General features: G+C 64.9%; 12 protein-coding genes. 4 read left to right on the top strand and 8 right to left on the bottom strand.

Features of this window, described 5'->3' with window-relative positions; all coding sequences use genetic code 11:
- Position 1: 1 nt before the first annotated feature.
- Positions 2-811 carry a class I SAM-dependent methyltransferase gene (locus tag V9L17_RS04340; RefSeq protein WP_337345614.1) on the bottom strand — a complete coding sequence of 270 codons (810 nt, stop codon included), beginning with the start codon at positions 809-811 and terminating at the stop codon, positions 2-4.
- A gap of 241 nt (positions 812-1,052) precedes the next feature.
- Between V9L17_RS04340 and V9L17_RS04335 the strand changes: the two genes are divergently transcribed.
- The 3 genes from V9L17_RS04335 to V9L17_RS04325 all read left to right on the top strand — a co-directional run bounded on the left by V9L17_RS04335 (position 1,053) and on the right by V9L17_RS04325 (position 5,455).
- The gene (locus V9L17_RS04335) at positions 1,053-2,660 is read left to right on the top strand and encodes an ATP-binding protein (RefSeq protein WP_337345613.1); all 1,608 of its coding nucleotides are present in this window, start codon (positions 1,053-1,055) and stop codon (positions 2,658-2,660) included.
- A 21-nt stretch (positions 2,661-2,681) separates the two neighbouring features.
- On the top strand, positions 2,682-4,217 hold the full coding sequence (locus V9L17_RS04330; protein WP_337345362.1) for a putative bifunctional diguanylate cyclase/phosphodiesterase: 1,536 nt from the start codon (positions 2,682-2,684) through the stop codon (positions 4,215-4,217).
- A gap of 173 nt (positions 4,218-4,390) precedes the next feature.
- A complete protein-coding gene (locus V9L17_RS04325; RefSeq protein ID WP_337350606.1) occupies positions 4,391-5,455 on the top strand; it encodes an EAL domain-containing protein in 1,065 nt (354 codons plus the stop codon).
- Positions 5,456-5,498: 43 nt separating this feature from the next.
- Here V9L17_RS04325 and V9L17_RS04320 read toward each other — a convergent pair whose 3' ends face one another.
- The gene (locus tag V9L17_RS04320) at positions 5,499-5,729 is read right to left on the bottom strand and encodes a DUF6480 family protein (RefSeq protein WP_337345360.1); all 231 of its coding nucleotides are present in this window, start codon (positions 5,727-5,729) and stop codon (positions 5,499-5,501) included.
- A gap of 130 nt (positions 5,730-5,859) precedes the next feature.
- Here V9L17_RS04320 and V9L17_RS04315 point away from each other — a divergent pair, with 130 nt between their 5' ends.
- Positions 5,860-6,282, top strand: a complete 423-nt coding sequence (locus V9L17_RS04315) for a hypothetical protein (protein ID WP_337345359.1) — start codon at positions 5,860-5,862, stop codon at positions 6,280-6,282.
- Between the two features lie 39 nt (positions 6,283-6,321).
- Here the strand turns inward: V9L17_RS04315 and V9L17_RS04310 are convergent, their stop codons facing one another.
- The 6 genes from V9L17_RS04310 to betA form a co-directional block, all read right to left on the bottom strand.
- Positions 6,322-7,065 (bottom strand): glycerophosphodiester phosphodiesterase, encoded by a 744-nt coding sequence (locus V9L17_RS04310; protein WP_337350770.1) that lies wholly within the window; start codon positions 7,063-7,065, stop codon positions 6,322-6,324.
- A gap of 64 nt (positions 7,066-7,129) precedes the next feature.
- The gene (locus tag V9L17_RS04305) at positions 7,130-7,375 is read right to left on the bottom strand and encodes a hypothetical protein (RefSeq protein ID WP_337345358.1); all 246 of its coding nucleotides are present in this window, start codon (positions 7,373-7,375) and stop codon (positions 7,130-7,132) included.
- Positions 7,376-7,471: 96 nt separating this feature from the next.
- Positions 7,472-8,290 carry an HAD family hydrolase gene (locus tag V9L17_RS04300; RefSeq protein WP_337345357.1) on the bottom strand — a complete coding sequence of 273 codons (819 nt, stop codon included), beginning with the start codon at positions 8,288-8,290 and terminating at the stop codon, positions 7,472-7,474.
- A gap of 134 nt (positions 8,291-8,424) precedes the next feature.
- The gene (locus V9L17_RS04295) at positions 8,425-10,023 is read right to left on the bottom strand and encodes an APC family permease (protein WP_337345356.1); all 1,599 of its coding nucleotides are present in this window, start codon (positions 10,021-10,023) and stop codon (positions 8,425-8,427) included.
- A gap of 120 nt (positions 10,024-10,143) precedes the next feature.
- Positions 10,144-11,697, bottom strand: a complete 1,554-nt coding sequence (locus V9L17_RS04290) for an aldehyde dehydrogenase family protein (protein ID WP_337350605.1) — start codon at positions 11,695-11,697, stop codon at positions 10,144-10,146.
- Between the two features lie 31 nt (positions 11,698-11,728).
- Positions 11,729-13,441, bottom strand: a complete 1,713-nt coding sequence (gene betA, locus V9L17_RS04285; RefSeq protein WP_337350604.1) for a choline dehydrogenase — start codon at positions 13,439-13,441, stop codon at positions 11,729-11,731.
- Between the last annotated feature and the right edge of the window lie 147 nt (positions 13,442-13,588).

Genomic DNA, 13,588 nt, shown 5'->3' with positions numbered 1-13,588 from the left:
CTTACCCCGGGGGTTGCAGGGACTGGTTTCGGGGCTTCAACACCGCGAAGTAGCCGGGGACGAGGCTGGCGGCCGCGTCCCCGGTCATCGGGTTTATTTCGATGGTTGTGGGTCCGTCCTCCAGCAATTCCCAGGTCTCCGGCGGCAAGGCCCTGCTGCGCTCTGCCGGGCCAAAGTGGCCGGGCATTGGCAGTTCGCGGATGGCCCGTTCCAGTGGCGCGGGGATAGATTCCCTCGTGGCGCCAAGATGTGTCACATACTCAACAGCGTTGCCCTGGAAGTTGGTTTCGGCCAGGAAGACCGCGCCGCGCGTACCCACCACTTGCCGGAGATTCTCCACCAGGGCCCTCCGCTCGGCCGGTTCCAGCACGTGCAGGACGCCACGGATGAAGACGTTGGCGTCGGTTCCGCCGGCTAGCCCGGCACCGGCATCCGGTTGGGTCATGTCGCGCACCAGGAAGGTGACATTGTCGATTCCCGCGGACTCTTCCCGGGCCCGTTCCACGGCGTGCGAGGACACGTCCACGCCGATGGCCCTCGGGAAAGACGGTGCCAGGGCACGGGTGAAGCTGCCGTGGCCGCATCCCACGTCCACCACCGGCAAAGCCGGATCCAAGTGCCGCTGGAGCACGGCAGCGTAGCCAAGCAACTCGTGATCGCTTCCGGAGTCCCACAGCACTTCGCTCTGCGCACCGGTTTGGGCTATTCCGGCCCAGTACCGGTCCCAGGCAACAGTCCTGTCCTTCGGCGCGGAGCGGGACAGCCTGATGAGTTTGGGGACCATGAGGTACTTCCGCAGGGCGGAGCGCATGGTTTTCGCTGGGGAAGACACGGTCCAAATATATGTCGGGCAGGCAACAATTCTTCAGTTAACGTCGGTTACTGCCGGGTATCTGTCCTCAGCCAGGCCAACGTGCAAGCCCGGGCAGCTTCAACCCCGGCGCATCGGTACACGCGACGATTCGGAAGCAGCTGTGCCGCATCCCCCTAGAATGTACTCAATTAGGAGCGAAGGGAGCATAGTGGCAGCGGACACACCCTTTGTCACAGCTATGCAACGCACAGCTGTGGTGGCCGACCCCGACGGCGGGCGGCTGGCGTCCAGCGCCGCAGCCCTCCGCGACGCCGGCTATTTGGTCCACACGGCAGAGGACGCCGTGACCCTGTTCCCGCTGCTCGAGGGCGGCCGCCCATCGGTCCTTGTGGTTGACAGTTCCCTCTCTCCGCGGGAGTCCCGCGTGCCGGTGCTGGTGCTGGTGGACCTGGACGATGCCAACGAGATCGCCGCCATCGAAGGTTCGGGGGTCCGTGACTGCATCGCCAAGCCTCCGGCTGCCAAAGAGCTTGTGCACCGCGCAACTGCCCTGATCAACCTCGTGGAGCGGCGCACCCGGGCACGGCAGGAGGCCGAGGCCTTGCGCGAGCAGCTCAGGCTGGTTTCGGCTGCTGTGCGGGGAACCAATGATCCGCAGGAAATCGCCGACTACGTCGTGACCGGGTTTGGCGAAACGTTTGGCGCCGACCACGTGTGGCTGACCACGTTCGAAGATGAGCGTGTTCCCCCAATCACCGCCCAGTGGAGCCGGCCCGGCCTGGATCCGCTGCGGGCGGGCCCGCTGGAGGATGAAGCCACAGCCCGCTCCACGGCCGACCAGCTGTGGGCCAGGGCTGAAGTGCTGACCTCTGACGGCTCAGACGGTTCCATCAGGCTCCCCAAGTCGCTGGAGGACCTGCACGCGAAGGCATCTGTGGTGGTGCCCATGGGAGAAGGAAACTCTTCCCTGGGTATTTTGTGGATCGCCCTGCTGGACAGCCCGCGGGCGTGGTCACGCGCCGAACTGGGGCTCATCCAGCATGTGGCAGGCAATGCAGCCCATGGACTGATCCAAAGCCACCTGATCAGCAGCCAGCTCCAGGTGGTCAAGCAACTGCAGGAGCTGGACAAGGCCAAGACCGATTTCCTCGCTACGGTCAACCATGAACTGCGAACGCCATTGACGTCGATCATGGCGTACCTGGACATGATCCAGGAGAGCACGGCGGATCCCGTGTCGCCGGAGGTCCACCAGATGCTGGACATCGTGGTCCGGAACACGGAACGGCTGCGGATGCTCATCGAGGACATGCTGAGCGTTTCCCGCAGCGGTGGCGGGGATGGCCAGCTTCACCTGACGCCGGTCCGGCTGGGCCGTACGCTGGAAATCGTGGCCGGTGCCCTCCGCCCGCTGGCCACGCTGCAGGATGTCACCATAGCGCTGGAACCCGCACAGGAGGATCCTGAACTCATGGGGGATGAGGTTCAACTGCAGCAGGTCTTCACCAACTTGGTCTCCAATGCCATCAAGTTCACTCCCAGCGGAGGAAAGATCCACGTGGGAAGTGCTGCCCATGCCGACTCTGACGGCACGCGATGGGCAACCGTCCGCGTGACGGACACCGGGATAGGCATTTCCAGTGAGGAAATCTCCCATGTGTTCACGCGCTTCTACCGCGCTTCCAATGCAATGGCCGGGGCGGTCCCGGGCACCGGCCTGGGCCTGGCCATCACGAAGGACATCGTGAGCCGGCACGGGGGCCACATTGATGTTGCCTCGGAGCTGGGAGCAGGCACCACGGTCACCGTGACCCTGCCGCTTGCCCATGAGGCCCGGGCGAGCTGACCGCCGGAAGGAGCAATCCAGGTGTTTGCTGACAATGACCCCAGGGTCTCGCAGCTGCTGGAGGGCATCGTCCGGCTGGCCTCCGGCGACCTCAACTCGAGGATTGAAGTGTCCCCCGCCAGGGACGAGCTCGATGCCATCATCATGGGCACGAACCTCCTAGCCGAAGACCTGCAGATTATCTACGAGGAACTCGAACAGCGGGTGGAGGTCAGGACCAAGCTGCTCCACGAGGCCCACTTGGAGATGCAAAAAATGGCCATGCAGGACCCGCTCACCGGGCTGGCCAACCGTTCAGCGCTCCTGACTGCGCTGAAGTCGGCGCAGTCCGACGGGACGGCAGACTCACCCGTCATCCTGCTGCTGGACCTGGACGCCTTCAAATCGATCAACGACACCCAGGGCCACACCGCCGGGGACAAGGTGCTGATCACCGTGGCCGAACGCATCCGGAATGCGGTCCGCAGCACCGACGTCGTGGCCCGGTTGGGCGGAGACGAGTTTGCCATCGTGATGCCGGCGACGGGAGCCGACCAGGCCGCCGTCGTTGGACAACGGATCCTGGCAGCGCTGAAAGAACCGATCGAGCTTCCCGACCGGAGCATCCGCTGCGCCGCAAGCCTGGGCCTGAGCGTCGGGGATGCCGGCCAGGGCCCCGAAGAAATGCTGATGCAGGCCGATGTGGCCATGTACGCCTCAAAAGCCGAGGGCCTGAACCGGCTCCACTTCTTCGAGCCCGGGCTCCTGCTGGTGCGCCGGCTCCGCAGCCAGCTGGTGGATGACCTGAGGTCCGCGCTGAAGGGCGAAGGCCTGGTGCTCCATTACCAGCCTGTGGTGGAGCTGGCCACAGGCCGCGTGGAGGGTGTGGAGGCACTGATCCGCTGGAACCACCCCACCCGGGGACGGATCATGCCCGATGAATTCATCCCCCTGGCGGAAGAGGCCGGCCTGATCTCGGAGCTTGGCCGCTGGGTCCTCACTACCGCCGTGGAGCAGCTACGCCAGTGGGTCGACGAAGATGCGGTGGACAGCAGGTTCTCGGTACGGATCAATATTTCGGCCACCGACCTGCAGAGCCTCCAGTTCATCGAGGATGTCCGGGGAGTCCTGAAGGAGACGGGTGTCCGTCCCGAGCAGGTTGTCCTGGAGCTCACCGAGATGGCCATCGTGAAGGGCAATGATCTGGACCGCTATTCGCTGGGCGGCCTGCGCGGGCTGGGCGTTGGGATCGAAATCGACGATTTCGGGACGGGCTACTCATCCATCAGCTACCTTCGGCGGCTCCCGGTGGATCGGGTCAAGGTGGACCGTTCCCTGATCGTTGGACTGGGAACGGACCCCACCCAGCCCGCCCTGGTGGCCGCAGTCCTGCAACTGGTGCGGGCCTGCGGGCTCGAGGCTGTATGGGAAGGTGTGGAAACGGCTGAGCAGGCTGAGCACTTGCGCAACCTGGGCTGCCTCAGTGCGCAGGGCTACTTCTTCAGCAGGCCCTTGCCCGCCGAGGATATCCCCGCCCTTGTGGCGGCGGCGTTCCCGGCCGGGAATGTGGGCCTATAGTTCGGGAAAAGGCTGTACTTTTGCCCTGCCCGATATACGATCATGTTGCGGTGTCAGAATTACACTGCATGGGAGATCGGACATAATCAGAAGTGGCTGATTCCGAAGGTATCTGGAAATTGAACAATTACGGGGCCAACGGGTCATTACTTCGTCAACTGGGGGCGTAGTTAATGTCGGTTCGAGTACAGGCTTGGGGAGTAATTGCTGCTGTGCTGGCAGGTTCGGATCCTGCCCAGGCAGCCACGCGTCAGCGTCTTAGCGACCGTCTTGATGAGAATCCGGGAGTACCCGAAAGGGCCCTCCTGGAGCATCTGCTGGAAAGCCGGCAACAGGACAGCATAGGCAGCGGAACCCCGGACACCGCCCGAGTGCCGTTCCCCCGCGACGCCATGCCCCCGCAGCTGCTCGAACGCCTGGATGCCATCCGCAGTCTCTCAAGGATCAGCGCCTTGCTGGAGAACCAGATGTTGATGACCGCTTTCCAGCCAATCTACGGCCTGGCGAGCAAGGGCGTTGTTGGCGTGGAGGCACTCTCGCGGTTCGTCAGCGACGACGGCGCAGGCGCCGAGCTGTGGTTTGCCGAGGCCGCGTCCGTGGGGCTGGGGGCGAACCTGGAATTCTCCGCGTTGGGCTCCGCTGCGGCCGCCGCCGCAAATCTCCCCCCACACCTCTACGTTTCCCTAAATGTCTCACCGACGTCCTGCATTGACCCGCGGCTGCCCGAATTGTTCGACCACATCGAACTGCCAGTGAGTCGGATTGTGCTCGAATTGACCGAGGGAATTCCGGATGACGAATACCCGCATTTCGTTTCCGCAATTACCCCGCTGCGTGAGCGCGGCCTCCGCATTGCCATCGACGATTCGCACTCCGGAGCCGGCGCACTGAGCCGGATGGTTCACCTGCGCCCCGATTTCATCAAACTGGGACGCGACATCATCAGCGGTGTGGACAGCGATTCAACCCAGCAGGCGCTGGCGGCCTGCATGGTGGACTTCGCCGAGCAGATCGGCACAGTGCTGGTAGCCGAAGGCGTGGAAACCCGCGAGGAACTGCAGGTGCTGACGGATCTTGGCGTCAGCGCCGGCCAGGGCTACCTGCTGGGCCGGCCGTCGGTCCGGCCCCAGGACTGGGCGGCCTGGAACACCGCCAAGGACCCGGACGGCCTGATCAGGCAGCTCTCCGAGGCGGAGAACGTTGGCCACGGCTCACCAGGGGCAGCCGACAAGCACTGAGTGCGAGCCGCATTGCCCTGAAGCCTTGGGCAACAGCGGCCACCTACTCGCTGTGCCCCTGGTCCCCGCTCATCTGGTCCTCGGCCGGAGGGGTCTCCCCCGGCGGGACGCCGCCGCCCGGTTCGAGGCCGGTGATGTTTCCCTCCTGCGGATCGGGATTGGCCGTTCCTGCAGAGTCCTTTGCTGGGCGCGCCTGATCCGTGCCGGCGTCGGCCGTTTCCGCGCCTGGCCTGTCCGGGTTGGCGGGATCGTTTTCCGGATGGTAGCTGCTCATGGTGCTGGTTCCTTCCTGGATGGCTGCGGACTCTTCCTCAGCTCTGGACTAATTGTAAGCATGCTGATAATTCTGGAAGGGTTCCGGGATGGCAGGACAGGCCGTCCCCCCGAGCAGAAGGAGCACTGAGATGGGCATCGGCGACAGCATCGGCAAGGCAGCAGAAAACGCCATGGAAGACCTGGCGGGGACCTCATCGCCCACGGAGAACACCCGGGTTCCGGAACCCACGGATCCCAACAGCGACGTCGAGGTCCATTCGTCCATCAGTGAAGGATCCAACGCGATGGAGGCGGAGAAGGAAAAGGCGCCCGGACTCAAACCCGGCACTGCGACAGGACCGGTTTCTTCCCATCCGGCGGAGCCGGACACTGCTCCTGGCCCCTCAGGCGATGGCGCAGCGGAAGGCGCTGGCCAGTCCGCTGACGACGCCGGGGGTGTCCCCCGCGATGTTCCGGGTCCGGCGGGCCTGCCGGACGGCGACCCTGACTCCTTGCGCGCCGATCCGGGCGAGGGCGACCAGGACCCCTCCAGGGATTTGGGCCGCAGCTGACTGTCTGACAAGCGACTGGGACGTTTCGGGTTCCCGGGCTCAGGTTTCCGGCCACTCCCCGCGTTCCAGCAGCACCTGCTTGAGGAGGTCCGCCCGGTCGGTCACGAGGCCGTCCACGCCAAGGTCCAGCAACCTTCGCATTTCGGCGGGGTCATTGATGGTCCACACATGCACCATCAGGCCCAGGGCGTGTGCGCGCCGGACGTAACCGCGAGTGACCACCCTGAACCCGCCATAGCTGACCGGGACCTGCAGCGCCTGGACGTCCTTCAGTGGGGCCCGGAGCAGCAGCCGGAGCCAAGCAGCGGGCAGAGGCCGCAACAGGAAAAAGAGCGTGTTCGTGGCAATCCCGGCCGACGACGCAACGGGGCGGCTGAGCAGCTTCAGCACCGCCCGGCGTCGTCGGTCCGAGAAGCTGGCCACCAGCACACGGTCATGGAGGCTGTGCCGCTCGATGCCGGCGGCGAGGCTTCGCACCGAATTCCAGTCCTTGACGTCCAGGTTCAGCCTTACCCCGGGAAGGGCAGCCACCAGTTCGTCGAACAGCGGCACTGGTTCGTGGCCACCGATCCGGGCCCCAGCCACCTCGGCAGCGGTGAGCTCACAGATCCGGCCGACGGCGTCCGTCACCCGGTCCAGTGTCTCGTCGTGGAACAGCACCAGCACGCCGTCGGACGTTGTGTGCACATCCGTTTCCAGGTAGGTAAAGCCGAGGTCGACGGCGGCGCGGAACGCGGCCATGGAGTTCTCCAGGCCCTCGCGCGAGTAGCCGCGGTGGGCCATGGCCACCGGACGTCCGGCGTTGTGCAGGAACGGCGAGGATGCAGTCACAATGCGAGCGTACCGGCTACTCCTGCGGGACAACCTCCACGCCATCGCTGCAGTGCAGCAGCATGCGGCCGCGGCCGCCATCGAGGTCCACCCAAATGGCGGTGTGGTCCCACGTGATGGCATCCACGAGGCCGCCGCTTTCGAAGCCGGGTGCGAGGCGGACCAGGACGCGGTCGCCCTGCTTGAGCTTTTTCCAATGGGCCGCCGGTACCGCCGGACGCAGCGGCGCTTCGGCCGCATCGTGCTTGACGTTCCTTGCCATGATGTCCCCTTGAGCCGCGGATCGGTTGTCCACTTCCTAAGCTAGGGCGGCAAGGTAAACGGCAGGTGAGCGCCAGCTGTGAAAAAGGGCGTCAAGCTAGGGAAGTTTTACCCCCAGCGAGGTGAGCCGGGCCTCAAGAATCTGGGCCACGCCGTCGTCGTCGAAATGGGGCGCCTGCTGGCCGGCGGCAAGGATGGCCTCCGGGTGGCCGCTGGCCATCCCGTAGCCGTGGCCGGCCCAGCGGAGCATCTCGATGTCGTTCGGCATGTCGCCGAAGGCCACCACGTCGGCGGCGTCGATGCCCAGGGATTTGGCGTATTCGGCCAGGGTGACGGCCTTGTTGACGCCGGGCAGGGACAGCTCGAGCATGGAGACCCCTGGTGAGGAGTGTGTGGCGGCGGCCAAGTGCTGGACGGCGGGTTTCACCTCGGCGAGGAAGCTGTCCGGAGTGCCTTCCCGGACGATTGCCAGGAATTTGATGACGCGGTCGTCCGGGGTGAGCGTGTCAGCCAGCGGTGCCGGCGTGAACTCGGCGAGCAGTTCGCTGGATCCGTTCTCGATGAACCCGGGCTCGAGGTGGAAGCCGGTCAGGGTTTCCGCTGCGAAGAGTGCGGTGGGCCGCAATTCCTTGATGATCCGGCGGATCTCCAGGACCGATTCGATGCTGAGGGCCCGGGCGGAGACCAGCCGGTTATCCTCCAGGTCCCACACCACGGCGCCGTTGGAGCAGATCACGGTGCCGGTGTGGCCCAGCTGTTCTTCGAGGGGGTGCAGCCACCGCGGCGGACGGCCGGTGACAAAGACGAGTTCGACGCCGGCTTTCCGGCAGGCGTGGAAGGCACGGACGGTGCGGTCGCTGATCTTTCCGTCGTGTCCAAGAATGGTTCCGTCAATGTCACTTGCTACCAGCCGCATCCTGCCAGTCTACGTGGGTTGCTTGGACCGCTCGCCCTCATCGTTGAAGCCGGTTACCGGAAGGGTATCCCTTCACCGTGGAGCTTGGCGAAGGGATACCCTTCCATGGCTGCCGGCTCTTCCCGGCGTCCTGCTCAGTCAGGAACGGACACCAGTTCGGTGGCCGTCGGAGGCTCTGTTTGGGCCGGACCCTCCGACGAACGTTCTGCGGCGGGCGCCGCATGCGCGGCAAGCACACCGGTCTGATGCCTGATCTTGAGCCGATAGAGCAGGGCGCCGCCGCCGGCGACGGCACCGACAAACAGGACGCCGCCCCACTGCAGGTACCACTCAAACGGGGGCACTGAGTTGTAGATTTCCGGGCGGGGCCAGATCAGGTTCACGGTCATGGCGCCGCCCCAAAGCACCGCCACAATGTTCACCGGCAGCCCCCACTTGCCCAGGCTGAAGCCCGGTTCGGTGTCGTCGTCCGCAAGCGGCCACTTCTTCTGGAACCGCTTGCGTAGCATCGGGACGGTGACCAGCAGGTAGGAGAGGTAGATCAGGACGATGCTGATGCTCGAAAGGATGGTGAAGATCGCGGGCTGGGAGACGTTGACGATCAGGGGAATGATGGCGATGAGTCCGATGACGATGGCCGCCACCGTGGGCGTCTTCCGCTCTGGATGCACCTTGCTGAGCTGGCCGCTAAAGGGCAGGTTGTTGTCCCTGGCCATAGCGAACATCATGCGGATGGCGGCGGCGTGAACGGCCAGGGTACAGACGATCACTGCCACGACGATGCACACCAGGAAAGCCTTACCGAAGGGGCCGCCCAACACGGAGAGCACGATGTACTGCAGGCCGCCGTCGGCAGCGCCCAGCTTGGGGTCGTTGAGGTCGGGGGCGGCCAGGAGTCCGCCAAGGAGAATTAGGCCGCCCAGGACGAAGGACGCCGTGATTGCACGCAGGATGGCCTTGGGGGCTGTCTTTTTCGGGTCCTTCGTCTCCTCGCCGAGGGAACTGGCGGTGTCAAAGCCGTACATGACGTAACCAGAGGCCATGGCGCCGATGAGGAACACCCCGAAGAAGCCAAGGTCGTGGTCCATGCCGTAGCCTGCGGTGCTGAAAAGGACTTCCGGCCCCCGCACCACATGCCAGGCAAGGGCCAGGATGAGGAGCACGGCAGCAGCGAGCTCCACGAAGACGCCTATGCTGTTAATTTTGGTCATCAGCTTCACGCCGAAGGCGTTAATGATGGTGGAGATGGAGATCATGATGCTGGCGAGCAGCACCCCGTTGAGGGCGAAATCGTAGGTGCCCGTGCCGTCGCCGATGATCTGGAAACCGGACCAGATCTGGGGCAGGGTGAGCTGCAGTGCAAGGGCCACGGCCCCGAGCGCCACGATCGAGGAGATGAGCAGCAGCCAGCCCGCCAGCCAGGCGAACGTCCCTGACGAGAGCCGCTTGGCCCAGTTGTACACCGAGCCGGCCACCGGGTAGCGGCCTGCCAGCTCAGCAAAGCAGAGGGCTACCATCAGCTGGCCGGCGAAAACGAGGGGCCAGGACCACGCGTAGGCGGGGCCGGCCATGGAAAAGCCAAAGTAAAAAAGTTGGAATACGCCGGTGAGGATGGAGATGTAGCTGACTCCTGCCGCGAAGCTGGCGAACTTGCCGATGCTGCGGTCCAGGGTCTGGGCATAGCCGAATTCGTCCATGCCACTTGCGTCTGCACGCTTTGTGGGTTCTAACATCCGAGCTCCTAAGTGAGAAAAGCACGATGGTGATGACCCGCGGCCGCCATTGGACGCGGGTTTATATCAGGGCCGGGCACTGCGCTCGGCAGCGCCCGGCCGTTCCCCCATTGCCGTTGCCTATTCGGCCGGAACCGCCCCCGTTCCGTCCGAAGATGAACCGAACCAGCCGCTGGGTGCGGGCTGGATGTTCTGCCAGATATGTTTTGCCTCGCGGTATTCGTTGAGGCCCGCGCTGCCAAGTTCACGGCCTATGCCGGACTTGCCGAATCCGCCCCACTCCGCCTGCGGGACATACGGGTGGTAGTCATTGATCCATACTGTTCCGTGCCGGAGGGCGCCCGCAACGCGCTGCGCTTTCGATGCGTCCGATGTCCAGACCGCTCCCGCCAGGCCGTACTCCGTGTCGTTGGCTATGGCAACGGCCTCGGCTTCGGTCCGGAACGTCTCGACTGTCAGCACCGGGCCGAATGACTCCTCCCGCAGCACGCTCATACCCGAGCGGCAGTTGCCGAGCACGGTGGGCGGGTAGAAGAATCCGTCCGCAAGAGTCCCCTCGTTGGGGATGTAGCCGCCGCACAACAGCTCGGCGCCCTCCGCGATGCCGGCCTGGACGTAGGCGTGGACCTGTTCGCGGTGCTTGGCGGAAATCAGCGGGCCCGTTTCTGCGTCGGGATCAAACGGCCCGCCCATCCGGATCTTTTTCGCCCGTTCAACCACCTCGGCAACGAAGCGCTCCGCAATGGTCTCCTCGACGACAAGCCGCGCCCCGGCCGAGCAGACCTGGCCGGAGTGCAGGAAAACAGCTGTCAGGGCGTTGTCGACGGCGGCGTCCCAGTCCGCGTCCGCGAAGACGACGTTCGGGTTCTTCCCGCCGAGCTCGAAGGCGACGCGCTTCACGGTCTCCGCGGCGGCCGCCATGATGGTCTGGCCCGTAGCCAGGCTTCCGGTCAGGGAGACGAGGTCCACGCGCGGGTCCGAACTCAGCGCGGGACCCACCCTCGACCCGGATCCCGTGACCAGGTTCGCCACTCCGGCGGGAACCCCGGCCTCTGCCAGTGTTTCCATGAGCAGGATGGAGGTGGACGGCGTGAGCTCGCTGGGCTTGAGCACAAAGGAGTTTCCCGCGACAAGTGCCGGTGCCACTTTCCAGGCGGCCTGGAGGAGCGGGTAGTTCCATGGTGCGATGAGGGAACAGACGCCAAGCGGTTCGTAGACTACGCGGCTGATGGCATTCGGCCGGCCCGTATCGATAACCCTGCCGGCATCGAGGCCCGCTATCTTTCCGTAGTAGCGGAAGCATGCGGCTATGTCGTCAATGTCGTATTCGGCCTCGACGAGGCGCTTGCCCGTGTCCAGCGCCTCGGCCCGGGCGTAAGCCGCCTTGTCCCGCTCAAGCAGCCCGGCGATGCGAAGCAGTACCTCGCCGCGTTCGATATCCGTCAACCGGCGCCACGCACCGCCGTCGAACGCTGCCCGTGCACTCTCGATCGCCCGCTCAGCGTCCTCGACGGTCGACGACGCGACAACCGTCACCTCATGTCCGTCCGCCGGACAGCGCACAACTGTTGTCCCGCCGTCGGATGCCTGGTGCCATGAGCCGTCAATGTACAGGCCCTTAATGGGGTCCTGCCCTTTCCCGGCGTGGTGGATTTGTTCAACGGTGGCGGTCATGGTTTCTCCTTCTCCAGTCCATCAATCATGCCTAGGCCCCAGCCGCCGGGGCAGCTGCAGTATCAGCGGCGTTACGCTCCAGCGGGCTGATCCCGTGGCGGTAGAACTCCGTGTGCTGCGCGGCCAGCGGCGCCTTGCCGAGGATGAGGTCGGAGGCCCTTTCGGCCAGCATCATCACCGGGGCGTAGATGTTGCCGTTCGTCACATAGGGCATGGCGGAGGCGTCGACGACGCGCAGGCCCTTGGTGCCGTGGACGGACATGTCCAGCGGGTTGACCACTGCCATCGGGTCGGATTCCGGGCCCATCTTGGCGGTGCAGGAGGGGTGCAGGGCGGTTTCTGCGTCCCTGGCCACCCAGTCCAGGATTTCAGCATCCGTCTGCACGCTGCGGCCGGGAGACAGCTCGCCGCCGTTGAACGGGCCCATGGCCTGCTGGCCTAGGATGTCGCGGGAGATCCTGACGGCTTCCACCCATTCGCGGCGGTCCTGCTCGGTGGAGAGGTAGTTGAAGACCATCGACGGGTGGACTGTCGGGTCCGTGGACTTGATCTTGAGGCTGCCGCGGGCGTCCGAGTACATCGGGCCGATGTGCACCTGGTAGCCGTGCTTCGCGTCTGCCTTCTGGCCGTCATAACGGACGGCGACAGGCAGGAAGTGGAACATGAGGTTGGGGTAGGCCACGTCCTCGTTGGAGCGGACGAATCCCCCGCCTTCGAAGTGGTTGGTGGCTGCCGGGCCCTTGCGGCCGAAGAGCCACTGCAGGCCGATCCACGGCATGCGCCAAACATCCAGGGCCGGCTGCATGGACACAGGCTGCGTGCAGGCGTGCTGGATGTAGACCTCCAGGTGGTCCTGCAGGTTCTCGCCGACGCCGGGCAGGTTCACCACGGATTTGATGCCCAGCGATTTGAGGTGCTCGGCATCGCCCACACCGGAGAGCTGGAGCAGCTGGGGAGTGTTGATGGCGCCGCCGGACAGAATCACTTCACCGGCGTTGACCGTGTGCAGCTTGCCGTTGCGGCGGTAGGTGACGCCCGTGGCAGTGGTGCCCTTGAAGTTGACCTTGGTGACCATCGCCCTGGTCAGCACTGTGAGGTTTTGCCGGTTGGAGTTGGGACGGATGTGCGCCCTTGAAGCTGACAGGCGCTGGCCCTTGTGGACGTTGCGGTCAAAGGCCGCGAAGCCTTCCTGACGGTATCCGTTGACGTCGTCGGTGAGGGGGTAGCCGGCCTCCTGGGCGGCTTTGAAGAACGCCTGGAAGAGCGGGTTGGTGGCCGGGCCGCGTTCCAGGACCAGCGGGCCGTCGTGTCCGCGGAGTTCGTCGTCCGGATCCGCGGCCAGGGCATTTTCCATCTTGTTGAAGTAGGGAAGGCAGTGGGCGAAGTCCCAGGTTTCCATGCCGGCGTCGGCACCCCAGCGCTCATAGTCGAGGGGATTGCCGCGCTGGAAGATCATGCCGTTGATGGAGCTGGAGCCGCCCAGGACCTTGCCACGGGCATGGGCCACACGGCGGCCGCCCATGTACGGCTCAGGATCCGACTGGTAGCGCCAGTCGTACAGCGGGTTGCCGCTGGGGAAAGTCAGTGCGGCGGGCATCTGGATGAAAAGGTCCCAGGGGTAGTCGCTCCGTCCGGCCTCAAGAACCAGGACGCTGTTGTGGCCGCCCTCGCTGAGCCGGTTGGCGAGCACGGAACCTGCGCTTCCGCCTCCGACGATGACGTAGTCGTAGTGGGTTTTGGTCATGCTGCAAACTCTCCTTCTACCTGGTGCCGACCAGCCGCTGAGGGCGGTCGTCCTTCTTCCGGAAGCGGGCAATGCCTCTTGGTGCCCGGGAAAACTCTTTGTTGGATCTTTGGAATTGCTGGCGAACGGCGCCGGCAGGGTATCTAC

It is taken from the genome of Pseudarthrobacter sp. CCNWLW207, from assembly GCF_037203945.1.
Classification (GTDB): Bacteria; Actinomycetota; Actinomycetes; order Actinomycetales; family Micrococcaceae; genus Arthrobacter.
Note: the sequence above shows the minus strand (reverse complement) of the source record. Positions and strands in the feature narration are given on the sequence as shown.

Bases quoted from the DNA above. Each gene is read 5' to 3' on its own strand.
- V9L17_RS04305 (WP_337345358.1), bottom strand. From the start codon at position 7,375: ATGGCAAGGAACGTCAAGCACGATGCGGCCGAAGCGCCGCTGCGTCCG.
- V9L17_RS04310 (WP_337350770.1), bottom strand. From the start codon at position 7,065: ATGGCCCACCGCGGCTACTCGCGCGAGGGCCTGGAGAACTCCATGGCC.
- V9L17_RS04340 (WP_337345614.1), bottom strand. From the start codon at position 811: ATGCGCTCCGCCCTGCGGAAGTACCTCATGGTCCCCAAACTCATCAGG.
- V9L17_RS04295 (WP_337345356.1), bottom strand. From the start codon at position 10,023: ATGTTAGAACCCACAAAGCGTGCAGACGCAAGTGGCATGGACGAATTC.
- V9L17_RS04300 (WP_337345357.1), bottom strand. From the start codon at position 8,290: ATGCGGCTGGTAGCAAGTGACATTGACGGAACCATTCTTGGACACGAC.
- V9L17_RS04325 (WP_337350606.1), top strand. From the start codon at position 4,391: ATGTCGGTTCGAGTACAGGCTTGGGGAGTAATTGCTGCTGTGCTGGCA.
- V9L17_RS04335 (WP_337345613.1), top strand. From the start codon at position 1,053: ATGCAACGCACAGCTGTGGTGGCCGACCCCGACGGCGGGCGGCTGGCG.
- V9L17_RS04315 (WP_337345359.1), top strand. From the start codon at position 5,860: ATGGGCATCGGCGACAGCATCGGCAAGGCAGCAGAAAACGCCATGGAA.
- betA (WP_337350604.1), bottom strand. From the start codon at position 13,441: ATGACCAAAACCCACTACGACTACGTCATCGTCGGAGGCGGAAGCGCA.
- V9L17_RS04290 (WP_337350605.1), bottom strand. From the start codon at position 11,697: ATGACCGCCACCGTTGAACAAATCCACCACGCCGGGAAAGGGCAGGAC.
- V9L17_RS04320 (WP_337345360.1), bottom strand. From the start codon at position 5,729: ATGAGCAGCTACCATCCGGAAAACGATCCCGCCAACCCGGACAGGCCA.